We start from the raw sequence: 25,896 nt of genomic DNA, 5'->3' as shown, positions 1-25,896 counted from the left end.
AGTTAATCGCTGCTAGAAAAACCCTGTGTTGGTTGCGGGATAATACGAGTGATCGTTTCCCTGCCACAGGAAAACTAGTCAGCGGGATTTGAGATTAGAAATCCATGGCACCAAAAAATTATATCTCTGAAACAATTAAGCTTAAACTCAGGCTTTACTAAGGATTAATGCTAATTCTTGTAATTGTCTATTCTAGTTTAATAATTCAATAAACTGATGAAAAATACCGCTAACATTATTAATTTATTCGGGCGTACAACATGGGCATGTACAACATCAATCCTGATTGTACTGCTGTTTTGCACACTCACCCCTAAACCAAGCTATTCTCAAGGGTTGCAATCTGTCAACGGTCAGGTGGCAGATTCTAATCATAACTCATCTGAAACCCAAAATAGTTCCCAAAATAGTTCAGCTAAACGCTCACGCTTACGATTTATTCCACCAACCGATAGCGCTCCTCGAAAGAGTAATGGGTCTGGTTCACGAGGCGGGTGTGAGCAGTTACCAAGTGAATTGGTGACGCTGTTAATTCCTTCAAAGGAAGTCGCTGCACAAACTATATCTGGTCATCCTAGATTTTTATGGTATTTGTCCGAGCCTGTAGACGTACCAATAGTATTTACCTTGGTGGACACAGTAGAACACCAGACAATATTTGAGAAAAAGATTGACTCCGCTGAGGTAGGGATGATCTCAGTAGAACTTCCGGAAAACAGTCCACAACTGATCGCAAACCCACCAGGACTGGAGGCAAAAGACAGGAACATATACATGTGGTTTGTTACCCTAGAATGCGATCGCGAAAACCCGTCTAACAATTCCTATCATACGAGCTGGATTGAGCGGGTATCACCACCCCCAGAATTAGAGCAAAAGCTAGCAGCTGTTGCTGCAAATACCAACAGCTCCACCTCTGAGTTACTGCATCAACAAGCAATCATCTATGCCGAAGCAGGGGCTTGGTTTGATGCCCTTGATGCCCTTTACCAGGCTCAAGCTGCTAATCCCAATGACTCCTCAATTCGAGCAGATTTTATCGCTCTGTTGGAGCAAGTGGGATTGGGTAGTGTGGCACAGTAGTCGGTCATACCGAGTTGTATTCAAAGATAGTAGATTGCTTGGATAGGGAGATAGGGAGATAGGGAGATGGGGAGATAGGGAGATGGGGAAATTGGGGGAAGAGAAAGTTGTATGTTTGACCGCAACTTGGTATCAGTGTTTACTTCTGACTTCTGACTTCTGACGCTAAGCGTAGCGCTATATGACTGCGAGGAAGTCGCGCAATTCCTCAACCAACCATCGTTTCTCAACTTTGCTAAGTTTTGAACCAAATTTGTGTTGTTGGACTCCTTCCCAAATCGCACAGGTAATAGTTTTTTGACCTAGGAAATTCACACTACTATCCACTTCAACAAATTTAAGATCTACTGTACGTCCTGTAATTTGTCGCAAGCTTAAACCAAATAAATGCCATTCTATCCTAAAGGTATATCGGTTAATTTCCAAAGATATCTCACCAGCAATATCAAAGAAGAGTTTCAATATAACTAGCAAAATAATACAGAAATTAATAAAATATACAGCCCAAAAAATAGTTGTAATTGTCTCCATCATCCAGGAATTATTAATAACTTTAAGTACATAGAATATCAAGAGAGCGCATAGCAAGTTATCATCCTTTAATCCACAGGGCGGAATTTCTGCTACCAAACGCTGGTAATTTTTTGTAAAAATGATGCGACTACCAGCAGGTTGTTGCCGCTGTGGTATTATAGAACCAGACAAAGAACTGGAAATTGACTTTTTTTGCCGTAAGGCATCTATCGCTTCCTCCACAGACTGGAATCGATCTTCTACAGCTGGTTCTAGCATCTTCTCTAACCAGTCAGCAAAATGCTGTGATATCTGCACTGAACCACGAAAATCAATCTTTAGTCGCTGCTGAGGTAGATCGGCAGGAGAGCGATGGGTTAACAAAAACAATAGTGTTGCTCCTAGACTGTATAAATCAGAAGCACAAAATGCTTGTCCTTGAAATTGTTCTGGTGGCATATAGCCAAAAGTGCCAACAAATGTTTCACCGTAGCTTAACGTATTACGATAGACATCTTTGACAGCACCGAAATCCACCAAAAACACGTTACCTTTGGAATTTATAATCAGGTTTTGTGGTTTAATATCTCGGTGAATCACAGCTGGATTCAGTTGATGGAGGTACTCAAGAATGTCCAAAATCTGGAAAGCAATTTCCTTGATTTCCCCTTGACTAGGGTACCAACCCTTTTTGACTAACTCACTGAAGGATTGACCCCCAACCAATTCTTGAATTAGGTAAAAACGGCGGTCATCAGCAGTATCTATGTAGAAATAGTCTAAGTATTTGGGGATACCATGATGGTTTAGCTTAGCCAGGATTTTAGCTTCTCTTTCAAAAAGTTCTAACCCTTTCCAGTTTTCTAGATCGCGCAGGGAGATGGCTTTGAGGGCTACTCGCTTGTAGTTAGTTAAATCTTCAGCTTCGTAGGTTGTTCCAAAGCCACCCTGACCTAAGGGTGCAACAATGCGATAGCGGTTACCAATAATTGTGCTTGCCTGATGTAGTAATGTCATTGGCTGTCTCCTAAAAATGTGATTTGTGTCAGGATTCAGCTATAGCATTTGTATCTGGGTTGTAAACACACTTTTTGCGGGAAAAGGCAAAAGGCAAGAGGCAAAAGGCAAAAGGGGAAAGATATCCGGATTTTTATTGGACAATAAAAAAATACCTTCTAGGCTTACATCTCTTACACGAAACGCGCTTATCACCCCATCATTATCTATAGCGGTAATAACTAAAATTGGTATAAGCCCATGAGCGACCCACATCTTTTGGCTCAGCTCTGTTGCTGTCATTATTAATAGCAGTTTGGGCAGCTTTTCAAGTAGCGTGTTAGCTGATTGACCGTAGGTCACGCTAAGCGCGGAAGCTTTGCTTCATCGCTTTTGCGATCGCTGATGGTTGATCGCTGATTACTGTAGTGATAATTTCGGCGTTGCTGATTGGAATAAGTTCCTAAGCCTAAGCAATCGTTGCTAACAATTGGCGTAGCCATGGCACCGCCTGTATCCAAACAATTTGGATGTGACGCAATTGCTATTTATCCCTAGAAGTAACGACTGTTGGCTACTAGGAAATAATTAGCGATCACGTAGCGTGGCCGTAGGCCAATCGCATAAGCGCCAAAGGCGATTGCTAATATAAGGCTTAAGACCAGATCAGGACTTACCTATTTACTTATTATTTTGAGGATCATTACTTTGGCTCCAAGGTAAAAGTGGCATCAGAAAACTCCAACCAATCACCTTTGCGCCTTTGCTAAACCTAAAAACACTGCTTTACGTAGATAGAAGTGTTTTTACTTAGCCTGCCCAGCTTGGAGATATCAATAGTTTGACTATAGCGACAGGTTTGTAATTTGTCAACCGTACTATTCCAGATATCAGCTTAAAATCCATTCATCTATATATAGCTGAGCGTGCTGAGTATGGGATGTTGTTAGGTTTTTTGTTTTGCGTCCGCTATATATAGCAAAAGGAACAGGGAACAGCGGATCTGGAAACTTCACCTTGAAAGCCCCATCTCCCCATCTCCCCATCTCCCCACACTCCCCATCTCCCCATCTCCCCATCTCCCCACACTCCCCCCTCTTAATTGTCTCCGCCTACTTGATTCTTATCAATCGACCGTTTTTGATTATATTCCTCAATCAATTCAGAAAGATTAGCATTTTTTTCCTTCAGAAGCTGCAGGTAATCTTCCTCCATAGCATTGGTAAGTTCAAGATTTCTCATATCTATGGCTAAATTAATCTTAAACTCAGAAAATTTGTTATGAAACGCTGCTGCATTATCATAGCTTTCGGAAGGGTTAGTTGTCGCACTTATGGTACCGAATAATGTTCCTAATACACTAATAAAAAATATAAAAAACTTGACGATATTTTCGGCTTGATCAGCAGTCAAAAATTCTTGAATAAACGTGACCAACAAGTCATTACCTGCGGTAATACCTGCGATAGCCGCTAAAAAAATGGGGATAGTATATTGCAGAACAAAAAAAAGGGACAAAAGAAACTTTGAAAAAGAAATTTGAAAGTCACATCGTCTTTGGATATCCAAGAAAATTTTGTAGTAGTTAGACGAGAATATATACTTTTTTTCTTTAGTTTTTTGTACCCACACGGCTTTCAATTTTTGTCTAAACCCGACCCTAAAAAACCCAAGCATAAAACGTTTCTGGCCATGATATAGCAATTCTATGACTTGTGAGGTACAGGTATCTAGGTTTTAGGGAGCAGGGAGCAGGGAGCAGGGAGCAGGGAGCAGGGATTAAGCAAGAGCCAAGAGCTAAGAGCCAAGAGTGAAACAATTATGTGTACCTCATGAGTCCTAGAAACGCTATATAATATCAAGTCCGGTTGACTAATCATGATATCCCTTCTGGGGTAATAGTAATAGATAATTGGTAATAGATAATTGCTAGTTGATAATTACCCATCACCGATTACCGATTACCACCAATCCAGAGACTACTTGGGAGGTGATTAACCGGACTTGATATAACTACTTACATTTACTTGGACTTGAGACAGTAACAGGACACTTACCGTGAAAATTGATCAAACTGGCTATAGCAATTCTGATCACAAGTGAAGTACACAGGATTTTTTCCTGCTCCCTGCTCCCTGCTCCCTGTTCCCTAAAATCCCAAAATTATGTACTTCACCCAATTGACACTATATTCAAACCAATTCATCCATTACCGCTCTGCGCAAAATCTCTGTCACTTCTGTTGCTATTCTGGCATCAAGTTCCACCGCTTCACGATTGAAATCTCTTGGCTCAAGGACTTTTGCTCCCCGTAGCGCCATACTGAAGGTAATCAATTTAGCTGGCTTGAGGGAATCGTCAAGACTAGGCTTAACTAATTTAACTAGCGCGACATAAACCGCTTCGGTTCTGTTCCTAATACTGGTAACTCCGTTGCCGAGTTTTGAGATAATCACGGTTGAGTCAATCACATTCAACAAACCCAACTCTTTAATAGCTAAATCAATTAACCGAGCTGGATCGTTGCCCATTGCTCTGATGATACTTTCGAGACTATCCCACTTAACTCCGGGTAGCTGGCATGGTTCCGGTATGTAATTATGCCAACCTACCATTGAGATCATCCGATTTAAATCATAAGCGGATATAGTATTACTTGCCCATTGAGGGGGTTCAGGGTCAGCAGTTAGAATTATGCTTTTGGTTGTGCTACCAAACAACTGGGGGTACTCGATAAAGGGTTTTTCCCCATATCGGCCACGGAAAATCAGGCTATTATTGCCTGTAATCTGTTTCAGCCAATTTTCTAAGTCCATTTGGGGAGCAAAGCGCTTTAACATTGCCCCTAAGCAATTAGAACTTGCTGTATTGTAGTTATAACTGATCACATCTGTAATTAAATCACAAACGGGAATATCTCGTTGATTTCCAGCTTGGTCTGTGCCTCGAATTGTACACTTATCAAGATCGTCATTAGGAGATTTGCTATTAAGGCGAGACACTAGATTAATAATGGGGATAATCTTACTACCACTCCAGAATTCATCATTACTTAGGGCATTTCGTCCCAACCATTTTACCTTGAACTCTTGGTCTACAAAACTACCAACACAGATACAAGCTTCTTTGATGTCTTGATGGAGAAACTCTAACCCTTGCTGATCAATCTCTGGAAGTTGCCCCAGGATTGGATAAGGACTGAAGGTCTGATCCGCTTTAATTCCAGACACTAGATGTTTACCATCCGGTTTCTGGGTCAGGCGGGAGGGATAATCTTTAATTTGCTGTTTGTATGGTGAATTATCAATACCGATATATAATAGTTTGGGATTCTCTTTAGCATCTTTTTCAGCAGCTTGGAGGGATTTTTGGTAAACATTATCTTTGCTATAGTTATCTATAGTTATCAAGACTTCAGTCTCGCCAATGTCCAAATTCCACAGCACTGAATCCTCGGTGCTTTTGACCAGTTGCTGATCACAAAATACTTTGAAAAAAATGTCTGGTCGTTGGTCAGAGAACAGTTCTTGAAAATAGGATTCATCGAATTCCATTCCAAAGCTGCCATGGTGATCAGTGATGGCGCTACCCACGAAGTTTTTGAAAATAAGGTCTTTATCCCATGCTTCAACCCGTAATCCTGAAACGAAGCCACTGGTGTTTGGATCGATTACCCGACCTGAAATCCGAAATATTGCCATACTATACTAAATTCTCCAATTAAAGTCAATAACTATAGCTGATAACTCATGGATTAACCAAAGCAACAGCCCCTATTTGTTTTAACCTACAGATTGATGATTTGTCTATAGCAATTATCTTTCCTCATCAGGTAAAAAATTATCGGTTTTAGGGAACAGGGAACAGGGAAAAGGGAATAGGGCACAGGAAATAGAGAATAAGGTAAAAAATTATCTCATAGCTATTAAAAATGTTATCTATAATAACAATTAAGTTTAATCATTGAAGATATAATATTAAAATGAATACCCTGTTCATGACATGACCGTTAATATCGATGACTACAACTGTAGCAGTGGTATTTGTGGGGAAATTGGCTATTACTGCTCTTTTGATTAAGGGTAATCAGATCGACATGATATAATTTGCTTCTAACCTGTGGTGTAGAAGCAGGTTACCTTAAGCCTGTTGACTCAATATCATACATACTAAGGAATCTATGCCCCCAGCTGTTTCCATCCAGAACATCTACAAAATCTACGATAAGGTCCCTGTAGTCAATGACCTCTCCTTTACGATTGAATCAGGAGAGATATTTGGTTTGCTTGGTCCGAATGGTGCTGGTAAATCCACGACAATTCGGATGCTAACTACGTTAACTGAACCGACCAAGGGTCAAATTAAGGTAGCGGGTTACGACGTTGTAGAAGAAAAAGATCAGGTTAAGGAAAATATTGGTGTGGTCTTGCAGCAAACTAGCGTGGATATTGACCTGACTGTCTGGGAAAACATGGAACTCCACGCACGGCTGCATCACATTGCCAATCCTGGGCGTCAGCGGCTGATTAATCAGTGGTTAGAGTATGTAGAGCTAATAGACCGACGGGATAGTTTAGTCAAAACTCTGTCTGGGGGAATGAAGCGTCGGTTGCAAATTGCTAGAGCGCTGTTACATCAACCGAAGATTCTATTTTTGGATGAGCCGACAGTAGGATTAGACCCCCAAACCCGCCGTCGCCTGTGGGAAATTATTCGGGATTTGAATCGCCAAGGTATGACGATATTGCTAACTACCCACTATATGGAAGAAGTGGAGTTTTTGTGCGATCGCTATGGCGCTGGCAAGCCAGGACGGATCGGTATCATGGATTCTGGTAGACTAATCAAATTAGGTACATTTGAACAGTTGCGCCACCAACATGGGGAAGGATTACTGATCAAACAACTCTCAGAACGCTTTGAATACAAATTTTTTCCGACTCTGGAACAAGCGAGTGGCTATCTCGAAAGTTTACCTGATAAAACTGGTGTGATGGTTCGTCCCTCCAACTTGGAAGATATCTTTGTTGAACTGACAGGACGCCAATTGGATTAGAAGCGAATAAAAAAATGCCTCGTTTAGCTACCCAAATTGAAGCGATTCTATACTTGAAGGGACAGCCCGTCTCTATAGAGGAAATCTCAGAGTATGCCCAATGCGATCGCGAAAAAGTGGCGGATGGCCTGATTGAACTGATGGCAGACTATGCCCACCGGGACAGTGCTTTAGAAGTTGTGGAAACCCCTGCTGGGTATAGCTTACAGTTACGAGCCACGTTTAGTAAATTACTGCAAAACTTAATTCCCGCTGAATTGGGCACAGGTGCTTTGAGGACTTTAGCTGCGATCGCCCTTAAAGGTCCGATTACCCAAGCTGACCTAGTCAACCTTCGTGGTAGTGGAGCGTATCAACATATCCAGGAACTGGTCGAACTCGATTTTGTCCAGAAACGTAGACAAACTGAGGGGCGTTCCTACTGGTTACAAGTTACCGAAAAATTTCATCAACACTTTGAAGTTGAGCAGCTATTGCCACCCCAATAGAAGCTATGCTAAGGGTTACAAAAACTTCAAGATTCCTTTAAGTAAGCTTTTTTACTCAGAATTTCTACCGAAAAAAGTTAGATTTATCCCCGAAAGCTGATTCAGCTGATCTCACAATCGTTTAGAGTATAGAAAAGTCGAGATGAAGCAGGTCAAACCTAAAATTCCTAATGGTATTCAACCCCGATTTTCTAAGTTCCCCAGGAGCAGAGCCTCAAGCGAACCAACTGCTGCAATACCTCCAGAATCAACCTTCTGATGTTTTAGCAAGGATTGCGAAGTCTGCTAGCCCTGAAATCCAACAAATCATCTCTCAGAACGTTCAGGGGCTAGTAGGGATGCTGCCATCAGAAAACTTTAATGTTCAAATCACCACTGATCGGGAAAATTTAGCTGGATTGCTGGCGTCAGCCATGATGACTGGTTATTTTCTCCGTCAGATGGAACAGCGTATGGTTCTTGAAGACAACTTAACCAACTCCACTCCCTTACGTCCTCAGAAGCGGCCCAGTGAAAAGCGTAGCGATTCCCCAAAGCCAACTGAGTCATAATAGATGTCCTCTGGTTTAATACCTACGCTCGTTAGGTACACACCAGTGAATGGCACTATGTTCAGAATGATTAACTTGGGAAAAAGACTAAACGGAATAGGTTAAAGGGATGATACTATCACAATCTATTGTCCCTTTTTCCTTTTTAGACCCAGGTCGAGATGGATCCCAGGGGAGGATTAGCCTATAGAGGAGGATAACCGTGCATGGTCAAATTTAACTATTTCAGATAGTATCATCTCCGGTAGCATCAATAGTTTCAGATATTGTAAATCAAGGAGTAATAGGTAATGAGTAAATGGTAATTGTGATTAGCCATTACCGATTACTTATTACCGATGACTTGTTACCGATTATCGATTAGACCTAGCAACCTTAGTAGTTTTATTATACTGTTTGCGTCAATTATTCTGGCCTGATCCAAAGTTCCCTTGTCCAACGTTACCGACAACTGCGGCGAAGTTTGTTACCCATTATCCATTACCCTAACCCAAACAAAACCTTCGACGCGGAGTGGATGCACAGAACTTCAACGACCCAGCAAAATCTTAATCTGGTCAACTAGACTTGTGCCACCAAACCATAGAGCAAACAGAATTGAGATGGAGAGGCTTGCTCCGATCAGGCACACCACTAAACCGGCTAGGCTAATTGCGCCATCATCTTCAGTTAAGCCAAAACCAGTGATAAAAATTCCCATCGCTGGAACGGTATTTGTCCCTGGAATCGGAATCATCATCGAAATTGACATTAATGCGATCGCACTCCCCATAAATATCCGACCAGGCAAACTGGTACAAATATAGGTTAGGCGAGGACGGGTAACTGCCTCAATCCGCCGCAACCAAGGGAGTCCTATTTTCAGAAAACCCTGCACGGTTTCCAATTTCATTTTCCCATTCATGATCTTCTTTGGTAGCCAGGGGCGTTTGGCACCAACGATGAGCTGAATAGCCAACAATAATATCACAATTCCAAAGGGAATCGAATAACCCGGTGCTGGAACTGGCAAAGCTGAAGGTAGAGATAGGATAACGAATATAAACCCAAAGATACGTTCCCCCGCTAGGGTCAAAATATCTGCCAGCCTTACCTGAGGCTCTTGCTCTTCCTCAAAAAAATAGCGCTGTAGTTCTACAGAGAGTTTAGCCATTTAGTAGTGATTAGTTATAAAAGTTAATATACTAATCTATACTAATCTTTCTAGCACTTACCCTGACATTACTGATCAGATTAATTGCTAGCTGTACAGCAATTCAGAAACGGTTTGTTAGCGATCGCTTCTAAGCCCACTGATTTGATCAGATCTACCCATGCTTGGGGCTGGGAATCCCGTAACTGGGCGATAGTAGTCAGAGTTTCTTGCCAAATCAGAGCATCAGCATATAGTTTGGCTTGTTCTAAGGTATTTTGCTCCTGCTCTAGATTAAGCGCTAATTCTGGACTAAGTTCAGTACGCTCTAGAATTCCTTGAACCCAATGATCTCGGCTACGCTCTTGAGGATCGCAAACGAGTACGAAAAACCACTTGTATTTCTTACCCATGGTCAGAGGTACGGTTGTCGGTACGCTCAGTTGCACAATACCGTTCGTGTTATCCAGGCTCACGCTGGTCAGGTAAACCTCTTGATTCTGGTCATCAATTAACACAAATTCTGCTTCGGAGGCTGTAGTTTTGGGAACATACCAGAACAGTGTCGGATTAGCCGCCACGGTTGTGACCAGATTATTGGCAGGCACGATAGCAGTCAAAGGGATGTCGTCGCTGTCAGTACAGGAATAGCTACGAGACCCTCCTCCTGCTGTTCTTCTAGGTTCTCCTCGTTCTGGTACTGGTGGAAATTTAATCATATGTGTCCCAGCCCCAAGGGTTCTAGACGGTGATCCTCGCTCTGGTGGTGGTGGGAAGTATGCACCCACTTCATGGTGTGGGTATGACTGTGCCAGTAACTGGGGTGCGGTGAAGTCAGTTACCAGTGCAGCCGAGAGCATTGTAGTCAGCACTGCCAGATAGGTTGGAGATTGTTGCCAGATCATAATCAATCACCCTACTCATTAATAGGCCTCTTGCAAAAGTCAATTTTTGCTATCGTATAGTATTTATCACCCTCTTTTTAAAGATTTATGCAAGAGTCAATATAAGTTTGTTATTTTATTCTACCTATAGGGTTGATCTTAACTTGCCGTTCAAAACCCTCTCTATACTATATCTTATTCGTTGTCAAGGATACAAAAGTTTTTAGAGGTGCCATTGTGAACTACCCCGACCTACTTCGTTGTTCGCGTTCGCGCAGCGGAGGCCGTAGGCCACGCTTCGCGAACGGCTTTGCCGAAAGCGTGGCCTACGGCCAGGTCGGGGCTTCCAGCTTCACGGAAGAATGCCTTAACTTAGACGGACGTCCGCGCCTTGGTCTTACTTCTTCTCCACTGGCGTTAACCTCCCCTGTCCCAGAGGAGGATAGCATTCTAATCCCTTCTGCTCTAATATTCTTTGCCGCATTACCATCTCTGTCGTGGTGAGTTCCACAGCTTGGACAAGTCCAAGTCCTAACATCCAGTGGCAACTCCTTGATTCGGTAATGACAATTAGAGCAGGTTTTGGAACTAGGGAACCATCGATCTATTTCAACCAACACTTTTCCTTCTCTTTCGCACTTGTAAGAAAGAAAGTTAACAAAGGTTCCCCAACCCAGATCAGAAATTGCTTTAGCTAATTTGTGGTTACGAACCATGCCCTTGACATTTAGGTTTTCGACTACCACTAATTGATTCTGATCCACTATTTTTCTGGACAGCTTATGTAGGTAGTCTTGGCGGACATTTCCAATTCGCTCGTATACCTTAGCTACAATCTTTCCAGCCTTTTTGCGCCCACTGCTTCCCTTTTTCTTTCGGGCAGCAATACGCTGTTTTTTGGCTAACTTCTTTTCGTACTCAGCCAGATGCTTAGGATTACTGAACTTAGAGGTCTTTTCGCCATCATATGTGATTGCAAAATCCTTGACACCCAGGTCAATGCCAATCACTTTCCCATCACTGGACGACTTTGCTCTATCCCCTTCATACTCCATTAATACAGAAGCATAATATTTTCCAGAAGGAGTTTTACTGACTGTTACAGTCTTGATCTCTCCGTCCAGTGAGCGATGAATTACCGCCTTCACAACTCCCAGCTTTCCAGGAAATTTAAGGCAATCGCCTACCTGTTTTACGTTTTGGGGATACTGAATTGATTGACGGTGATGGTACGACTTGAACCTAGGATACTTAGCTCTACCCTCAAAGAAGTTTTGGTAAGCACGACTAAGATTGAGACTTACAGATTGCAGAACCTGAGAGTAACAATCTTTTAGCCATTCAGTCTCTTTTTGTTTCTTGAGTTTCGGCAACATAGAGTTGAGTGCAGATTGCTTTAGCCCAAAGCCAGTTTCTTTGTAGGTTTCTATGCACTGATTCAGAGCATAGTTCCACCACCAACGAGCGCATCCGAAATGTTGAGCTAACACTTGGACTTGCTCTTGTGTGGGATAAATTCTAACTTTAACGGCTTTATGTTTCATTGCACTCAACCTTGTAGGAGATGAAACCTTAGAATAAAGAAGCCTTTATGGTTAGTCGGCTATGCATAAAAGAGGTGCGACCCGTGGCGAATTTAATTCGCCTACGGAAAGCGCACCTTTGGTTAAATCTTTGTGATTAGCGTGATTTGCGCGGTCTTGGGGGTTTCCCCCATGAGCGACTGCATCAAGACAAGGCTTCTTTATTCTTACGGTAACTTCAAAATCGACCTTAATTACTATTAAATCTATTTCACAGTAATAAATCAAGGCATAATATAAATTTTCTGGCTCGCTATCCATCCCCAACCTCAACGAAGTAGGTTGGGGATGGATAGCGAGTTTTGTTAAATCGTTTAGGCCGGTCAGGGCAATCGATAGTCGGTCATTGTCAACTACCAATTACCCATAACCCATTACCCATTACCTAATTACCCATAACCCATTACCCGATCAGGGATATCAGGATTATTGAACCAGTATCGTAAAGGGATTACCCTAGTTTTAGGTACCAGAAGTCCAAGAGTTGATGTACTCGATTTGGTCTGGGGTTAGGGAGTCAATATTAATGCCCATTGCTTGTAACTTCAACCGCGCAATGTCCTTATCCACTGCTTCAGGGATAGAGTGTAAACCTGGTTCAATGGATCCTTTGTTCTTGACTAGGTATTCACAAGCCAAAGCTTGGTTAGCAAAGCTCATGTCCATCACCGCACTGGGATGACCTTCAGCTGCTGCCAGGTTAATCAGGCGTCCTTCACCCAGTACCACAACGGATTTACCATTTTTCAAACAGTACTCTTGGGTAAAGTTCCGTACTTCTTTGACTTCCGTTGCCATTTCCCCTAAGGACTTGAGGTCAATTTCAATATCGAAGTGACCAGAGTTGCACACCATTGCGCCATCTTTCATCACCTCGAAATGCTCAGGGCGAATCACGTGCTTGTTTCCAGTAACTGTGACAAACAAGTCACCTAAGGGAGCAGCTTCTTCCATCGGCATTACCCGGAAGCCATCCATTACAGCTTCAATGGCTTTAGTGGGGTCAATTTCAGTAACAATGACATTGGCTCCCAGTCCCCGAGCTCGAAGTGCTGTGCCTTTGCCACACCAGCCATAACCGGCCACAACCACGTTTTTACCAGCTAACAACACGTTGGTGGCGCGGATAATACCATCAAGGGTAGATTGACCAGTACCGTAGCGATTGTCAAAGAAGTGTTTGGTGTCAGCATCATTAACATTCATTGCCGGGAATGTCAACACCCCGTCATTGAACATAGCCCGCAGACGGACAATGCCAGTGGTGGTTTCTTCGGTGGTACCAATGATATCACCGAGCTGGTGTTGGCGCTCTTTTACCAGAGTGGCGGTAACATCGCTACCATCATCGATTATGATGTTGGGTTTGTGATCCAGGGCAATTTCAACGTGGCGGTGATAGGTTTCGTTATCTTCCCCTTTGATGGCAAATACAGGAATCTCATGATCAACCACTAAGCTAGCAGCTACATCATCTTGGGTTGACAGAGGGTTGCTGGCAATCAGCAGAGCATCAGCACCAGCAGCCTTGAGTGCGATCGCTAAATGGGCAGTTTCGGTGGTTACGTGACAGCAAGCAACTAAACGAATTCCTTCTAAAGGCTTTTCTTGGGCAAAGCGGTCTCGGATTTGCTTGAGCACTGGCATCTCCCGTCCAGCCCATTCAATCCGCTGTTTTCCTTTTGGTGCCAGAGATAGGTCTTTAACTTCGTGTTTAATCCGATTAGCAGTTGCAATCATCAGGTTTTGTGTTTTAGTTAACGTTTTTTAGTTTAGCTTTGATTAGTTTAACGTGTTCGAGAAAGTGCCAGTGGATGAGGAAGCTTTATCAAAATTCTGATTAAACCCGCTGTTCTTTAAGAGAGTTTACAGATTTCTACCATCAACGGGTGATAAACAACTCATTTCGATGTAGTAAATTCGCTATTTTTTGTCAATAGCAGCAAACCATCATAGGAGTAACTACTGACCAGTACTAAAATAGTATATTTGTACTATAATAGAAGATAGCGAGTTGACGGTCAGCTGATCTGATGTAAACCCCTAATCAAGGTTTTTCCCCATGAAGAAGCACTATATTCTGAGCATCAATCCCAATGCCGACTACCAATGGGAGCAGTGTACGTTAAGAGATCCCATTACCGCAGAACGACCAGAGTTTGCTGGTTTGATTTCCCAAGCTGTGGCAGATCAAACTGGTTCTTATTTAGTGGCAGTTAATATTGAGGTAGAAGTATTAGAGAAAGCAGCACAGCCCCAAGCAATGAAAGTGCGGGTTGATTTGCCAGTGCTTCCTGTGGAAGCGGAACCATCAGGATTAGTAGCATGATTATACCGGATCCGATCCTGACAGAAATGTAGCTTCAACCCGCATTCAATAACCGCTCTGCTATCGGGTCGGACATGGGCTTGGTGCGGGCTTAGCTAAAACCAAAAAGCTTAACGAGAAAAACCGTTACCCCGCCCGATGATGGGATTTTCTACAGCTTCTCGATACTGTTCAACGGCTTCAGTATAGGCAATGGGCAGAACACACTCGACGTTTTCATGGGGACGAGGAATGATCACCCAGGATTCCAGGGTAGCGCCATGGGCTTTTTCGACGGCTGCAATCCCGGCATCCATAGCTGTTTTTACTTCGGAAACATCCCCGCGAATATTGATATTGAAGCGGGCGCTACCAACTCTGATGTAGCCTACTAAGGTAACCCTACCGGCTTTAACCATAGCATCTGCTGCTGCGAGTATACCAGGAAAGCCTTTGGTTTCGAGAGATCCAACCGCCACTGTGGACATAGCCAAACTCCTTACTTTGTTAAATTATTTGAAACTCAGGAACTATTGTACGAATCTTCGCTACCGATTCTGACAAATAGCGATTAAGTGTACTTGTTTAAAATGTTCGGAACTCTTCGACTTTGCTGGTGTAGTGGATGGGCAGCACTGTGTCCACATTTTCATTAGGGTTAGGAATGATATAGTAAGCTGTCACCTCTGCACCATAGGTTTTCTCTACGGCTTCCAGACCAGCTGCTACCGCGACGTTTACCTCTGAAATTTTACCACGGACGCTAACCATAAACCGACCTTTCTCAGATTTATCATAGGATACCAGTGTGACTGCCCCTGCTTTGACCATGGCATCTGCTGCGGCTAGTACCCCTGGGAAACCTAGGGTCTCAATAGTTCCAACTGCTGCTGGCATTGTGTTCTACTCCGGTCAACACGAAAATTGGGTTAAATCTGATTGTACTGGAGTTATTAGGGAAAATATATCCTGGCTTGCCTAAAATGTTAACATTTAAAATTTAAACTATAAAATATTGAAATTTAACCATAAAAATTGGTTAGTTTTTTTAGGCTCTTGCGCACCTGTTTTTCTTTCTCCTGGAGTTCAGTAATCAGTTGTTGATTATAGGGTTCGATAATCCCTGATTCAGTTTCTGAATTTTTCCAAAGTTTACGGGCTAGTTGGAAACATAACTGACATCGTTCTAAATTTCTCAAAATTGAAGGAGTAAATTGAGCCAACAGTTCTTCATCTTCTTTGGTAAACCCCTTTAGATCGATTCTTTCATACAAGTCATCGTTTGGATGACTATTGGGCTTTAATTTATTAATTAATTGTACCACAGCAATTAAATTTTTTTGCTGATTCAACACGGGCCAAGCTAGCATAGTATAGGTTCGGTAACCGGTAATTTTGTCGATTCTTTTCGCTTCTTCAGAACGTGGGTCGTCATAGACATCAAAGGGAACATTAATAATACTTAAGGAGGTAACAGCTGCACCAGCAATTCCTTTATTTGCTGGAATATCAATGACTAGGGAGCCACCTTGACCATCATCAGCGTCAATGGAACCGAGTATATTACTGTGCTGATCCAGTAAAAAAATACTGGTACGGTCTGCTTTTAGTATGTTTCCCGCTTTTCGAGTCAGGCGAGTTAACATTTCTTTGAGGGTGTCCACTAACTCCCCTAAAGCGTCATCAACGGTGTTCACCTCTTCGATAAGTTTTGGTTTTGCGTTCCCGTAGCGTGGCCGTAGACCAATTGCATCACTGGTATCTACGGTATCTACTTCACTGGTATCTACTTGAATCTCTGAGGATTTCACCGGAGTTTCCAGTAACTCTAAACCAGCAATTTCTCGCCAGTTTAAGTGCAATGCTTGACAAATTTCTACAAAGAAAAGACCTTTAATAGGCTTCCCGATCAGAAAAAGATTAACAATGGGCAAGTCTAAATCTAATTCATTAGCTAGGTCTATATCTCTTCCCCGACGCTTACGCTTCCAAACTAATTTGACTGTTTCGAGGTGCTTAGGGTGTACACTATACAATTTTTCCATTCTTTTGTGATTTTGGGAAAGCTGCTTCTCTCAACTCCAACTGATTAGGGAGTAGCTAAAAAATAAAATACCTGGTTTTAGCTTGTCGGATAGGCAAAAAAAGTTAGTTTATTTTCATTTTTATAGATTAAATTAGGTTGCCCACCCTACTTGAATTGGTATTTTTTTTTACCCAAGTCCCGGCTGTCAATCTATTGGTTTTTATCGATATTCCGGATACTTCATGTCACTGCTCTTAGTCTCTAATAGGTTTATCCCATTAGTTAACTAGACTCCCTAGGTAGTTTTACCAAACTAGTTGCTGCTTTCACTACTGGATTGCGCTAGATGTTGCTAGGCAATTAACCGTGCTTGTTAATAACCTATAAGTTATTGATAACAGTCACAGTATCAGCTACATAGCGTCAGTTACCCTTACTTAAATTCCCACTATGGTGAAGATACCATAGTTGGTATAGAGCTGTCGCACCTGATCAATAACCTGATCAATAAACAGATAATCGCTTCTTTTTGCTTGGGTATCATGTGCTGCTTCCAGTAAGCGCTGGGCAGCAGTATCAGTATAATAGTGCTTTTTATGAAAAAGGTAAAGTCTTTTCCAGGAAATGTAAGCAGTCAGCTAATACGCTACGCCGATGCTACATCAACTGCTTCTGAGCAGTAAGCTAAATCATCCAGGAAAACTTAGACATTTAGCTGAGGGGCGCTAGTAGATCAGTTATCCTGGACAACCCCCTTAAGATGTTGATAACTATCAGTTATCAGCTATCAGCTATCAGCTATCAGCTAATTCCCACGCTACTAGATCGGTGCTTTTGAATAAGCGATGCAGCGCCGACCTGCGGGGGTTTCCCCCACTCGCGCTTTGCATCAAGAAAAGAGGTAAGCTTTGGCCTTTGACGACGCTACTTAAGGTGCGAACAGCTTTTGAATAAAATAAGCACCTCAAGCAGCGTGAGCGAACAGCTGACGGCTGACAGCTGATGGAAGCTGACTAGAGATTTTGGATGAGTTGGTTAATACGTTTTAATATTCTCAGAACAGTGTAAAGGTCATCTTTGTTCTCAAGAGCGAATGTATAGGATTGAGCATATTTAGGTGGCTTGGTGGTTGTCATCTTTAGGAATTTAAACTCATTTCCATTGGTGATAAACCCGAGGAGAGGTTGCTCTGGATTAGGATTAGCTAACATATAGGCTAAGACTTGGGGAATTCCCGCTGCTAAGGCATATTTTGTGCCTTTTGCTTCAATAACAGTAACCCATAATTCTGGTTTAAAAATCAGAATATCAATACGTCCACTAACAATTATACCATCATCTTCGGAGGTAATTTTAACCTCTTTTTCTGCTGTGATTTCAAAGGGATGACGATAAAATCCTGCTAGTCTCAATAATGGCGATATTATCACCATTTTCAGGATCACTTCCAATAACGGAGACTCAGATAAGTAAAGATACTCTTCTTTAACTTGCCCTAGCAATTGCTTTTCAAACTCTGTCAGTTCGGGTAAATCGTCTTGCCATTCTCGAAAAAACTGTTCATCATCGGTTCGTTCTAGATTAAATCTGTGTCTTAATTGACGTAATGTAATCTCTTTTGCAGGAATTGTTTGAACCATCGGTAGTTTAAAGTTTAGAGTTTAGAGTTTAAGTAATCAGATATCATTATGAATTATTTATAGCAATTTTGATAAGTATTCAGCTATCAGCTAATGCGCTACGCGCACGCTACTTGAGGTGCTATCAGTTATCAGCTAAAGGCCAACGGCTGACCGCTGACCGCTGACCGCTGAATACTTACGTTGGGATGTTATTGACACGCGAGAATGTGCTGACTAACTTGATAACAATTTAATGATTCTGATCCACTTATGGGTGGATGGTGCAGCTAGGCTGTACTCGTGGCAAAGTACAATTCATGATTCGGTCAAGTTTTGCTTAACTTCAATCCTTGACCGAATTTTTTTTATCATTCAGAGGGAACAGGGAACAGCCGTTTGGGTGGTGCGTTACGGGACGGGCTCTTCTAACCTTGGCGCTCGAGGCGGAAAATGAGGGTGAGCCCGTCCCTAACGCACCCTACGCACTCGATTGCGAAAATGCAATAGTTTTTAAAAACCCTTTTACCTTACTAATCCCATTAGTGTCACTAATCCCAGTTGCCCTCACTGCTTGAGATTGTGAGAATGCAATAGTTTTCTAGCACCCTCTTCTCTCTATTACTCTATTTAACCCATTACACTTATTCCACCTTGAAATTGCGACAATGCAATAGTTTTAGAGAACCCTTTTAGACCACGAATCCCATTACAATCACTAATCCCATTTAACACCACAGCTTTAAATTGCGATAATGCAATAGTTTTACTATGCCCTTGCCTTTTCAGAACAAGTGTGTTAAATTAAGGATATTGTCAAAGCAATGGTTTACTCCCCATGATGATTTCCACTGCACAAGCCGCTGAATTACTGGGTGTTTCTGCCACTCGCGTCCGTTACCTTCTGGGCAAAGGCAGAGTTAAAGGGGCTTATAAGGTGGGTAGAACTTGGGTGATTCCGTTGTTTGATGGTATGCCGGTGGTGACTCCTGGCACTCGCGGACCAAAACGGAACTGGTCAAAGCGCACAAATTACACTAAGGCTGTGATTCACGTTAATCAGAAAGTGATTCGCCAAAATCTCAAGACCGGGGAGCGTAATCCTGTAATTACGGTGAAGCGAGGCTCTAAAAATGTTTACGGTCATACGGTAGAGGTCAATGGCCCGTGTCGGGTGATGTATCGTCCAGATGATCCACTACATTGTGGAGCACGGGTGTGGATTGAGACGATTTCTGATTTTGAAGTGATTTCAGCGTGATCGGATGTGAATGCGATCGCGTAGCGTGGCCTTAGGCCAATCGCATTGAACCAGTCAATGTTTTGCGATCGCGTAGCGTGACTTATGGTCAATCCCTTAGCGTGGCTTTAGGCCAATCGGATTCACATCCAATAATCACAAACTGTCCGATAGTTGGGGAGCGAGACTTTAGGCAGTGGGGCTTTTAGGCCAAAAACCAAACTATCCGGATTGCTGTCTTCTGCGACATTTACAGCAGTCCCCTTTTGCCTTTTGCCTTTTGCCTTTTGCCTCTTGCCTCTTACCTTTTGCCTTTTGCCTATTGCCTATTGCCTCTTGCCTTTTTCTTCAAACAAAGAATTAACTTAGCATAAACATTGACTAGTGTAAAACACTGTTTTGTGGGAGTTTACCGCCATTTCATGAATTTTTGGAGATATTTCTTGCTTTCTTAGTCAAATATCCTGATTTAATTTAGACCTAGCGAAGAGTATAGTAGTCAACCATTACTCTTCTCTTTGTCATGAAAGAAAAAATTTTAAATTACTTTGTTATTATTGGAGTAAGCATTATTCTCCTGCTCGGTATAGTTACAACAGCTTTTGGTCAGGATAATTCAAGATCAGTTGATGATTATACTATCAACTTTGTTGATGATAATGAGAAGTGTGAAGGCGCAAACACTGTACCCATACATCACAAAAAATTAAAGAATAACGACTGGCCAAGAATAGGATGTATTAAAACCGGACTGGATGTTAAAATTATAGGTATTAAAGATAATCTATCTTCTATTATACAAATACAAGGCAATTATAAACCTGAGTATTTGATGATTGAAAATGATTTTTTATACTGTCGAGATAGATCGATAAAAAAATGTGAAACAACTAGTTCACGAAAATCATCCCCCTAAAATTAACATTATTCTCCATCAAAATTAAACCCTAATTTCTCACATCGACTACGAAACGAATGGTTCTTTACCCGGTTTAAAGCCCAAGTTTTACCTTTATCCTTCCGTATTTTGTTTGTATACCAACAATCCAGGGGTACTGCCGCAACTAACATGGTCAAGACCGAAGCCAAAACAGCAATAACTAGAACACGCTTTGATAGCATTTTCTTAGGTATGGTAAGTATTAAAAAATTATCTGCTTTTGAACTTGTATTTATCCCCTCTGGGGTAACTAAAGGCGTATCTAAAACAGGGCGATCATCCCTTGGTGCTCTAGCAATGTGGATTTTAGACCCTTCCTGATCAGTATAGATTTTAGGCTTCATATCAGGAAGGGTTTCTTTAATCTTATTTTCGATGTACTTATGTAACTCATCCAGAGAAATCACCCTATCCCGATTCAAATCAGCATCTCCCGTTTCAATGCCTTCTACCAAATACTGAGTGTAAATTGAGAGCTGTTTGTCCAATTGACTAAAGGAATATTCAGTTGAAGACGCGAGAATAGCACGCCCTTCTCCTCCTAATTGATTTTGAAGATCGACAGAGCCATCATCTTTAACTAGTAGACCCTTACGGAAAGCTGCACTAAAGCAACAGTCGAGGATAACCACTTGTCGCTTGGAGCGGCTACCTTTCATAATGTCATGGATAGCCTTAGCGGAAACTGCGGTTGTCCTAACTAGTTCCCCCTGTGAATTCTTACGAGTAATACGATTTGCTAAGTACAGTTGATTGCTGCTATCTTTGACACCGTGACCTGAAAAGAACAGTAACACCAGATCATCTTTTGTAGAAGTGGCGAATAACTCTTCAATAGCCTCCTCCATTTCCTGTCGATTAGGATTGCTGAGAGCTTTGACATCAACAAAATTACCCAGTTGTGGGGAACCCAGTATTCGTTTGATTTCCTCTAAATCTTTGGTTGCGCCAGGTAGTGGCTCTAACCCCTTTCCATACTCACTGACTCCAATCAACAGCGCTCGTTTTACCCCTTTTGATTGGCGAGCATCGTTTACATGGAGCTGTTTATGGCTTGGCTTGTCTTGCACAAGTGGCTGATTTTGAGGTTGAAATACTGACTCAATTGGATGTGGAAATAATTGAGCATCTTGCACTTGCATGAAAATCACAGGTGTCGCAAAATCCCGTTTCCGATATCCTGTTGATTCATCGAGACTAATTTCTCGCCTTCCTTCCTGTACTGCTATATCTGCTGACTTGCCTTGAGCTAATTGTTTATAAAAGTGGCAGGCAAATCGGCTAGCTGTGCTGTTAGACACTGGATACTGCATGGCCACGACTACAGGAATAAGTTGCTGCACAACCTTGGAAGCTAGTCCTACAGATACTTTCGATGTAGACTCCATTGCTCCCTGACATGCCTGCAACACAATAATTCCAGGTCGATGGCGATTAAAGAGGTCACTAAATTCATTGGCGCTAATCCACCGTGCCTCACCTAATTGATCCACTAAGGCAATTTCACCATTTTCATTCTCGAAACGACCATGACCGATGAAATGGAAAATATGAGGCTTTTTCCTAAGAACTTTATCAATAGCACTGCGGCTAGCTGGATTCACTACTGGTAACAATTCCACCTGCTCTGGTTGTTCCTGGGCTAGTGTCTCTATCGCCGCCTGCACTTTCTCGTAGGCAACTGGATTTAAATCTGTCGGTGCAGAGACAACTAAGGCAATCCGCATTTTTTCATTTGCGCCTAACTGAATCGGTGGTGCTGAAATCGGGTGTGAGGGCAGGCGCGAGAAGACCAAGCCAGGTGCAGTAGCCAACCAAATTGTTCCTGAGTTAGTCCTCTGAGGCAAACACATAAATTCCCACGGAAACGCTGCCACTTCAGGAATATTTTGCTCGTCTATATCTAGTTCTACCCGTAGCAGTTGCTGTTTAGTGCGAACAACTTCGTTATAAAATCCAATAAAATCATGGCAAAGTCGATCATCAAACAAGGTATCAAACAATGCTTCTCCGAGTAACCTCGACTTGTTAGCATCTTTGAGTCCATTTTTACGAACCTCCTCGATCAACTCCTTGACTTCTGGGGTGATCTTATCCTGATAGCGAAATGGTCCAGAGATTCGATTATCGAGCTTTCCAGGTTCTTTCTTTTCAACCCCCACTGTATAATAATTGATCAGGTAGATGCGATAGGTGTAGTAGGCTCTAGTCATAGCTGTCCAATCAGATAAAGCTGATTAATTGCCCAAAGACGAAAGTACTCCAAGTGGCGTAGTGCCACGCCAGTAGGGTGCGTTAGGGACGGGCGAGCCATCATTTTCTTGCTAGCCAGTGTTAGTACAGTCCGTCCCGTAACGCACCTGATTAATTGGACGAAAGTACTCCAATGTTTAGGGAATTTAAGTCGCTAAATCCTGTGTAAGATTAGCTTTCGGCAGGTTCAATATCCATTCTTTGACATCACTACGACTAAATTTAATCGCGGCCTGATTCTTATTTCGTATTAAGGTTTGGAATCTATCTGCCAGATCGCTGAAAACATCACGGATATCAGCAGTTAACCAGTTCATATCCGGCTCACCCCAGGCGATACCGCGCAAATTAATAGACTTTATTTCCTTAGGCACTTTAAAGACAATCGCAAATTGGACTGTTGGTATGTTTTGGATTTCGGGCTCTTCAATGCGCCAGTAACACCTTGAGTTACCTTCACCTTGGGAAATTATTTCAAAGTGACCAGCTTCGTAAGCATACTCAGGAATGACAATGAATGCTTTCAGTTCGTTCTTATTTCCTACATTACCTTTAAGCTCCGCAGGAATAGTGGTAAGTTCGACTAGTTCAGTGCTATCAATCCCGATACTCCAATCAAGATTGCTATTAATAGCTAAATTCATGCCCACCCCGAAGTTCATCACAGGTCGCCATTGGCTTTTGGGGAAAATAGACTGAACGATGGGCTCTTTTTCTCCTTTGGGACTGAAGTCAAGCTCACAGCACAATCGCCAAAATCTAACCCCTGGTTTGGGACGCAAATCGACAGTAACAGTCATATAATAGAAATCAAATGTATCACGCATTTGCTGTCGATAAATGTTGCTCAATCCCTCTTCAGTTTCTTCAAATAGGTCTTCGGTAAGCAATATCAACTTATCCCTGGGATTGCCAAAGCTAACTTTACTTTCCAGCAAGCTTTTAACGGCGGTTGCACCTACACCAAGCTTTGTACTTTCATCCAGGTTACTTTCCCATTTTTTTACTTGCTCAAATAGGTCAGCCAATAAAGTCTCATCTTCTTGGGGATTGGGTAGCAGAATGTTTTCATCGGTCATTGACTTCAGCTCTATTTAGATTGACAAAGTTACTACACTTGGCAGCGACGTATAGCACAAGCCACAATCACACAATTATTGATCAGGTTACTGGCAAGCTGTATCTACAGCTTCCATGGATAAGGGGGAAGTTAGAGAAGTTTACAACCCGCCTTTTCAATTAAATCCGTAATTTTACTAGACTTATTAATTATAAAAATTAGTATTATCTTATTATCTAGTCTTATGAGCTATGAAAGTTGTAATTGGCGTCACAAAAAATTGTCTAGCGAAGCCATAACAACTAGCTATATTTTTATGATTGATTATTTACTTTGAGTATAGTTTATTTGATAGTAGTATATCACAATCTTCAACAAGAGGAACAAAATAGAGACAATTTTCGTCTAATCTTTTATTCTTTCATCAGAGAAAATAACCCTTTTCCAAATAGGTCATGAACACTAAGGCTGATTTCTGATCACATCAAAAAATATCGGAGCTCTTTCCTACTCTTCTCTTTTAGCTGTTTATTGTTTCCGGTTAGAGCCATCCTCTGTTTACATCTCATTTAAAAACTCTAATTTCCCCGAAACAATCGATCAATTTTAAGACTTATGAATTGACAAAAAAGCAAAAGTGTGCATAAAGCGGTTTTCTATTCGGTTAGGTACAAAGTCCTAGGAGGGAGTAGGGAGCAGTGAAGGGGCAAGAGGCAAGAGGCAAGAGGCAAGAGGCAAGAGGCAAGAGGGAAAACAATCCTGTGTACCTGATAGTTATGCAAACCGCCGTAAGGGAGAATAATATCAAGTCTGGTTGAATACCCATAATTAAGGAGAGGGTGGGGAGTGTGGGAAGTGTGGGGAGGGTGGGGAGATGGGGAGATAGGGAGATGGGGAGATGGGGAAGATTTTTATTAAGCGATGCAGCGCGGTCTTGGGGGTTTCCCCGGAGACCAAACCTTAGACAGTTGAGCCTTTATGGTTGGTAGGCTATGCAGATGCATGTGTAAAACTTATTGATTAAGGCTCAACTGTCTTACGGTAAATTCAAACCATGAGCGACTGCATCAAGACAGGGTAATTATCCTGACTTGATATAAGACAAGCGATCGCATTCCCTATGGTCGAGTAACAAAGAGGGTTTCAGGAATGCGTTCCCGTAGCGTGACCTACGGTCAATCCCTGTTCCATAAGAAAGGCAACAGGGAACAGGCAAGAGTTAGTATTTCGACAGTACAATAGTTTTTTAGCCCCTTCTTAACTTAAGACTCCCACAATACCTATACAGTCCATATACCCCATCAGATCAGAAATTGCGATAATGCAATAGTTTTATAGCACCCTTTTCCACTACTACTCCCACATACTCCACATATCCTAAATATCCCACAAAATTATAAATTGCGATAATGCAATAGTTTTTACCACCCTTTTATAATTTTTAACTTACTACACCCACTACTCCCATTTTTCTTTTAAATTGCGATAATGCAATAGTTTTGCCATGCCCTTGCCTTTTCAGAACAAGTGTGTTAAAGTAAAGATATCGTCAAAGCAATGGTTTACTCCCCATGATGATTTCCACTGCACAAGCCGCTGATTTACTTGGTGTTTCTGCCACTCGCGTCCGTTACCTTCTGGGCAAAGGCAGAGTTAAAGGGGCTTATAAGGTGGGTAGAACTTGGGTGATTCCCTTGTTTGATGGTATGCCGGTGGTCACTCCTGGCACTCGCGGACCAAAACGGAACTGGTCAAAGCGTACAAATTACACTAAGGCTGTGATTCATGTTAACCAGAGGGTGATTCGCAACAATCTCAAGACCGGGGAGCGTAATCCTGTAATTACGGTGAAGCGAGGCTCTAAAAATGTTTACGGTCATACGGTAGAGGTCAATGGCCCTTGTCGGGTGATGTATCGTCCAGATGATCCCCTCAATTGTGGAGCACGGGTGTGGATTGAGACGATTTCTGATTTTGAAGTGATTTCAGCGTGATGGGGAATTTGCCTTGGCGTAGCTTGGCCTACCGCCAATTCCATTAAAATCGAATCACGACAAGCTGTCTTATCCTTGATGATCGGGCATTGCTGAGGGGCGAAATGAATATAAGGTGGTGCGTTACGGGACGGGCTGTCCTCACAAGGCCCGTTAGAGGCGGTCACAGC

At 42.2% G+C, this 25,896-nt stretch carries 29 protein-coding genes; 9 read left to right on the top strand and 20 right to left on the bottom strand.

Translation table 11 applies throughout. The features are described from left to right. The first annotated feature begins 216 nt into the window (after positions 1 to 216). Positions 217 to 1,083 carry a DUF928 domain-containing protein gene (locus BJP34_RS13885; RefSeq protein WP_070392860.1) on the top strand — a complete coding sequence of 289 codons (867 nt, stop codon included), beginning with the start codon at positions 217 to 219 and terminating at the stop codon, positions 1,081 to 1,083. A 177-nt stretch (positions 1,084 to 1,260) separates the two neighbouring features. Here BJP34_RS13885 and BJP34_RS13880 read toward each other — a convergent pair whose 3' ends face one another. The 7 genes from BJP34_RS13880 to BJP34_RS13860 form a co-directional block, all read right to left on the bottom strand. After that, positions 1,261 to 2,613 carry a serine/threonine protein kinase gene (locus BJP34_RS13880; protein WP_070392859.1) on the bottom strand — a complete coding sequence of 451 codons (1,353 nt, stop codon included), beginning with the start codon at positions 2,611 to 2,613 and terminating at the stop codon, positions 1,261 to 1,263. Positions 2,614 to 2,652: 39 nt separating this feature from the next. Beyond that, positions 2,653 to 2,895, bottom strand: a complete 243-nt coding sequence (locus BJP34_RS13875) for a hypothetical protein (RefSeq protein ID WP_149030968.1) — start codon at positions 2,893 to 2,895, stop codon at positions 2,653 to 2,655. Positions 2,896 to 2,951: 56 nt separating this feature from the next. After that, on the bottom strand, positions 2,952 to 3,095 hold the full coding sequence (locus BJP34_RS43235) for a hypothetical protein (protein WP_158517200.1): 144 nt from the start codon (positions 3,093 to 3,095) through the stop codon (positions 2,952 to 2,954). Positions 3,096 to 3,482: 387 nt separating this feature from the next. Then, complete coding sequence (locus BJP34_RS43230; protein WP_070392857.1) at positions 3,483 to 3,671, bottom strand: hypothetical protein; 189 nt, start codon at positions 3,669 to 3,671, stop codon at positions 3,483 to 3,485. Positions 3,672 to 3,690: 19 nt separating this feature from the next. Continuing rightward, entirely contained in the window at positions 3,691 to 4,233 is a 543-nt protein-coding gene (locus BJP34_RS13865) for a hypothetical protein (protein ID WP_149030967.1), read from the bottom strand. Between the two features lie 89 nt (positions 4,234 to 4,322). Beyond that, positions 4,323 to 4,472: a hypothetical protein gene (locus BJP34_RS43225; protein WP_158517199.1), complete on the bottom strand. Its 150-nt coding sequence runs from the start codon at positions 4,470 to 4,472 to the stop codon at positions 4,323 to 4,325. 312 nt (positions 4,473 to 4,784) lie between these two features. Next, entirely contained in the window at positions 4,785 to 6,293 is a 1,509-nt protein-coding gene (locus BJP34_RS13860; protein ID WP_083305160.1) for a hypothetical protein, read from the bottom strand. Between the two features lie 479 nt (positions 6,294 to 6,772). On the opposite strand from BJP34_RS13860, the gene BJP34_RS13855 reads away from it, so the two are divergent. The 3 genes from BJP34_RS13855 (at position 6,773) to BJP34_RS13845 (ending at position 8,687) form a co-directional block, all read left to right on the top strand. Beyond that, a complete protein-coding gene (locus tag BJP34_RS13855) occupies positions 6,773 to 7,648 on the top strand; it encodes an ABC transporter ATP-binding protein (protein WP_070392855.1) in 876 nt (291 codons plus the stop codon). A 14-nt stretch (positions 7,649 to 7,662) separates the two neighbouring features. Beyond that, positions 7,663 to 8,136 carry an SMC-Scp complex subunit ScpB gene (scpB, locus tag BJP34_RS13850; RefSeq protein WP_070392854.1) on the top strand — a complete coding sequence of 158 codons (474 nt, stop codon included), beginning with the start codon at positions 7,663 to 7,665 and terminating at the stop codon, positions 8,134 to 8,136. Between the two features lie 170 nt (positions 8,137 to 8,306). Continuing rightward, on the top strand, positions 8,307 to 8,687 hold the full coding sequence (locus BJP34_RS13845; protein WP_070392853.1) for a DUF760 domain-containing protein: 381 nt from the start codon (positions 8,307 to 8,309) through the stop codon (positions 8,685 to 8,687). Between the two features lie 529 nt (positions 8,688 to 9,216). Here BJP34_RS13845 and BJP34_RS13840 read toward each other — a convergent pair. The 5 genes from BJP34_RS13840 to ahcY form a co-directional block, all read right to left on the bottom strand. Next, complete coding sequence (locus BJP34_RS13840; protein ID WP_070392852.1) at positions 9,217 to 9,840, bottom strand: exopolysaccharide biosynthesis protein; 624 nt, start codon at positions 9,838 to 9,840, stop codon at positions 9,217 to 9,219. A gap of 80 nt (positions 9,841 to 9,920) precedes the next feature. Further along, on the bottom strand, positions 9,921 to 10,724 hold the full coding sequence (locus BJP34_RS13835) for a DUF928 domain-containing protein (protein ID WP_070392851.1): 804 nt from the start codon (positions 10,722 to 10,724) through the stop codon (positions 9,921 to 9,923). Between the two features lie 305 nt (positions 10,725 to 11,029). Next, entirely contained in the window at positions 11,030 to 12,247 is a 1,218-nt protein-coding gene (locus BJP34_RS13830; protein WP_070392850.1) for an RNA-guided endonuclease InsQ/TnpB family protein, read from the bottom strand. 51 nt (positions 12,248 to 12,298) lie between these two features. Next, positions 12,299 to 12,646 (bottom strand): hypothetical protein, encoded by a 348-nt coding sequence (locus BJP34_RS13825; protein WP_070392849.1) that lies wholly within the window; start codon positions 12,644 to 12,646, stop codon positions 12,299 to 12,301. A gap of 102 nt (positions 12,647 to 12,748) precedes the next feature. Continuing rightward, positions 12,749 to 14,026 carry an adenosylhomocysteinase gene (ahcY, locus tag BJP34_RS13820; protein WP_070392848.1) on the bottom strand — a complete coding sequence of 426 codons (1,278 nt, stop codon included), beginning with the start codon at positions 14,024 to 14,026 and terminating at the stop codon, positions 12,749 to 12,751. A gap of 322 nt (positions 14,027 to 14,348) precedes the next feature. Between ahcY and BJP34_RS13815 the strand changes: the two genes are divergently transcribed. Next, the gene (locus BJP34_RS13815; protein ID WP_070392847.1) at positions 14,349 to 14,615 is read left to right on the top strand and encodes a hypothetical protein; all 267 of its coding nucleotides are present in this window, start codon (positions 14,349 to 14,351) and stop codon (positions 14,613 to 14,615) included. A gap of 110 nt (positions 14,616 to 14,725) precedes the next feature. On the opposite strand, the gene BJP34_RS13810 is transcribed toward BJP34_RS13815, so the two are convergent. The 4 genes from BJP34_RS13810 to BJP34_RS13795 form a co-directional block, all read right to left on the bottom strand. Further along, positions 14,726 to 15,082, bottom strand: a complete 357-nt coding sequence (locus BJP34_RS13810; protein WP_008181384.1) for a carbon dioxide-concentrating mechanism protein CcmK — start codon at positions 15,080 to 15,082, stop codon at positions 14,726 to 14,728. Positions 15,083 to 15,179: 97 nt separating this feature from the next. After that, on the bottom strand, positions 15,180 to 15,491 hold the full coding sequence (locus BJP34_RS13805) for a carbon dioxide-concentrating mechanism protein CcmK (protein WP_070392846.1): 312 nt from the start codon (positions 15,489 to 15,491) through the stop codon (positions 15,180 to 15,182). A 125-nt stretch (positions 15,492 to 15,616) separates the two neighbouring features. Continuing rightward, the gene (locus BJP34_RS13800; protein WP_070392845.1) at positions 15,617 to 16,639 is read right to left on the bottom strand and encodes a GAF domain-containing protein; all 1,023 of its coding nucleotides are present in this window, start codon (positions 16,637 to 16,639) and stop codon (positions 15,617 to 15,619) included. 994 nt (positions 16,640 to 17,633) lie between these two features. Continuing rightward, the gene (locus tag BJP34_RS13795) at positions 17,634 to 18,260 is read right to left on the bottom strand and encodes a type I restriction enzyme HsdR N-terminal domain-containing protein (RefSeq protein WP_070392844.1); all 627 of its coding nucleotides are present in this window, start codon (positions 18,258 to 18,260) and stop codon (positions 17,634 to 17,636) included. Between the two features lie 817 nt (positions 18,261 to 19,077). Between BJP34_RS13795 and BJP34_RS13790 the strand changes: the two genes are divergently transcribed. The 3 genes from BJP34_RS13790 (at position 19,078) to BJP34_RS13785 (ending at position 20,395) form a co-directional block, all read left to right on the top strand. Beyond that, entirely contained in the window at positions 19,078 to 19,500 is a 423-nt protein-coding gene (locus BJP34_RS13790; protein WP_070392843.1) for a helix-turn-helix domain-containing protein, read from the top strand. 153 nt (positions 19,501 to 19,653) lie between these two features. Then, positions 19,654 to 19,848, top strand: a complete 195-nt coding sequence (locus BJP34_RS43220; protein WP_158517198.1) for a hypothetical protein — start codon at positions 19,654 to 19,656, stop codon at positions 19,846 to 19,848. Positions 19,849 to 20,002: 154 nt separating this feature from the next. Next, positions 20,003 to 20,395 carry a hypothetical protein gene (locus tag BJP34_RS13785; RefSeq protein WP_070392842.1) on the top strand — a complete coding sequence of 131 codons (393 nt, stop codon included), beginning with the start codon at positions 20,003 to 20,005 and terminating at the stop codon, positions 20,393 to 20,395. An 8-nt stretch (positions 20,396 to 20,403) separates the two neighbouring features. Here BJP34_RS13785 and BJP34_RS13780 read toward each other — a convergent pair whose 3' ends face one another. The 4 genes from BJP34_RS13780 to BJP34_RS48840 all read right to left on the bottom strand — a co-directional run bounded on the left by BJP34_RS13780 (position 20,404) and on the right by BJP34_RS48840 (position 24,948). Further along, positions 20,404 to 22,632, bottom strand: a complete 2,229-nt coding sequence (locus BJP34_RS13780; RefSeq protein WP_070392841.1) for a caspase, EACC1-associated type — start codon at positions 22,630 to 22,632, stop codon at positions 20,404 to 20,406. 186 nt (positions 22,633 to 22,818) lie between these two features. Beyond that, positions 22,819 to 23,751: a hypothetical protein gene (locus BJP34_RS13775; RefSeq protein ID WP_070392840.1), complete on the bottom strand. Its 933-nt coding sequence runs from the start codon at positions 23,749 to 23,751 to the stop codon at positions 22,819 to 22,821. A 645-nt stretch (positions 23,752 to 24,396) separates the two neighbouring features. Then, a complete protein-coding gene (locus BJP34_RS43215) occupies positions 24,397 to 24,558 on the bottom strand; it encodes a hypothetical protein (protein WP_158517197.1) in 162 nt (53 codons plus the stop codon). 255 nt (positions 24,559 to 24,813) lie between these two features. Then, a complete protein-coding gene (locus BJP34_RS48840; RefSeq protein WP_267876562.1) occupies positions 24,814 to 24,948 on the bottom strand; it encodes a hypothetical protein in 135 nt (44 codons plus the stop codon). 355 nt (positions 24,949 to 25,303) lie between these two features. Between BJP34_RS48840 and BJP34_RS13770 the strand changes: the two genes are divergently transcribed. Continuing rightward, the gene (locus tag BJP34_RS13770) at positions 25,304 to 25,726 is read left to right on the top strand and encodes a helix-turn-helix domain-containing protein (protein WP_070392839.1); all 423 of its coding nucleotides are present in this window, start codon (positions 25,304 to 25,306) and stop codon (positions 25,724 to 25,726) included. Positions 25,727 to 25,896: the final 170 nt, after the last annotated feature.

It is taken from the genome of Moorena producens PAL-8-15-08-1 (genome assembly GCF_001767235.1).
Lineage (GTDB): Bacteria > Cyanobacteriota > Cyanobacteriia > Cyanobacteriales > Coleofasciculaceae > Moorena > Moorena producens_A.
This window is presented reverse-complemented; position numbering and strand designations above follow the sequence as displayed.

Coding starts and splice junctions, on each gene's coding strand:
- BJP34_RS13845 (WP_070392853.1), top strand. CDS start 8,307: ATGGTATTCAACCCCGATTTTCTAAGTTCCCCAGGAGCAGAGCCTCAA.
- BJP34_RS13770 (WP_070392839.1), top strand. CDS start 25,304: ATGATGATTTCCACTGCACAAGCCGCTGATTTACTTGGTGTTTCTGCC.
- BJP34_RS43235 (WP_158517200.1), bottom strand. CDS start 3,095: ATGGCTACGCCAATTGTTAGCAACGATTGCTTAGGCTTAGGAACTTAT.
- scpB (WP_070392854.1), top strand. CDS start 7,663: ATGCCTCGTTTAGCTACCCAAATTGAAGCGATTCTATACTTGAAGGGA.
- BJP34_RS13815 (WP_070392847.1), top strand. CDS start 14,349: ATGAAGAAGCACTATATTCTGAGCATCAATCCCAATGCCGACTACCAA.
- BJP34_RS13855 (WP_070392855.1), top strand. CDS start 6,773: ATGCCCCCAGCTGTTTCCATCCAGAACATCTACAAAATCTACGATAAG.
- BJP34_RS43230 (WP_070392857.1), bottom strand. CDS start 3,671: ATGGGGAGATGGGGAGATGGGGAGTGTGGGGAGATGGGGAGATGGGGA.
- BJP34_RS13830 (WP_070392850.1), bottom strand. CDS start 12,247: ATGAAACATAAAGCCGTTAAAGTTAGAATTTATCCCACACAAGAGCAA.
- BJP34_RS13835 (WP_070392851.1), bottom strand. CDS start 10,724: ATGATCTGGCAACAATCTCCAACCTATCTGGCAGTGCTGACTACAATG.
- BJP34_RS43225 (WP_158517199.1), bottom strand. CDS start 4,472: ATGATTAGTCAACCGGACTTGATATTATATAGCGTTTCTAGGACTCAT.
- BJP34_RS13775 (WP_070392840.1), bottom strand. CDS start 23,751: ATGACCGATGAAAACATTCTGCTACCCAATCCCCAAGAAGATGAGACT.
- BJP34_RS13805 (WP_070392846.1), bottom strand. CDS start 15,491: ATGCCAGCAGCAGTTGGAACTATTGAGACCCTAGGTTTCCCAGGGGTA.
- ahcY (WP_070392848.1), bottom strand. CDS start 14,026: ATGATTGCAACTGCTAATCGGATTAAACACGAAGTTAAAGACCTATCT.
- BJP34_RS13780 (WP_070392841.1), bottom strand. CDS start 22,632: ATGACTAGAGCCTACTACACCTATCGCATCTACCTGATCAATTATTAT.
- BJP34_RS13795 (WP_070392844.1), bottom strand. CDS start 18,260: ATGGTTCAAACAATTCCTGCAAAAGAGATTACATTACGTCAATTAAGA.
- BJP34_RS13875 (WP_149030968.1), bottom strand. CDS start 2,895: ATGACAGCAACAGAGCTGAGCCAAAAGATGTGGGTCGCTCATGGGCTT.
- BJP34_RS13885 (WP_070392860.1), top strand. CDS start 217: ATGAAAAATACCGCTAACATTATTAATTTATTCGGGCGTACAACATGG.
- BJP34_RS13800 (WP_070392845.1), bottom strand. CDS start 16,639: ATGGAAAAATTGTATAGTGTACACCCTAAGCACCTCGAAACAGTCAAA.
- BJP34_RS43215 (WP_158517197.1), bottom strand. CDS start 24,558: ATGGGTATTCAACCAGACTTGATATTATTCTCCCTTACGGCGGTTTGC.
- BJP34_RS13810 (WP_008181384.1), bottom strand. CDS start 15,082: ATGTCCACAGTGGCGGTTGGATCTCTCGAAACCAAAGGCTTTCCTGGT.
- BJP34_RS13840 (WP_070392852.1), bottom strand. CDS start 9,840: ATGGCTAAACTCTCTGTAGAACTACAGCGCTATTTTTTTGAGGAAGAG.
- BJP34_RS13880 (WP_070392859.1), bottom strand. CDS start 2,613: ATGACATTACTACATCAGGCAAGCACAATTATTGGTAACCGCTATCGC.
- BJP34_RS13860 (WP_083305160.1), bottom strand. CDS start 6,293: ATGGCAATATTTCGGATTTCAGGTCGGGTAATCGATCCAAACACCAGT.
- BJP34_RS13785 (WP_070392842.1), top strand. CDS start 20,003: ATGAAAGAAAAAATTTTAAATTACTTTGTTATTATTGGAGTAAGCATT.
- BJP34_RS13790 (WP_070392843.1), top strand. CDS start 19,078: ATGATGATTTCCACTGCACAAGCCGCTGAATTACTGGGTGTTTCTGCC.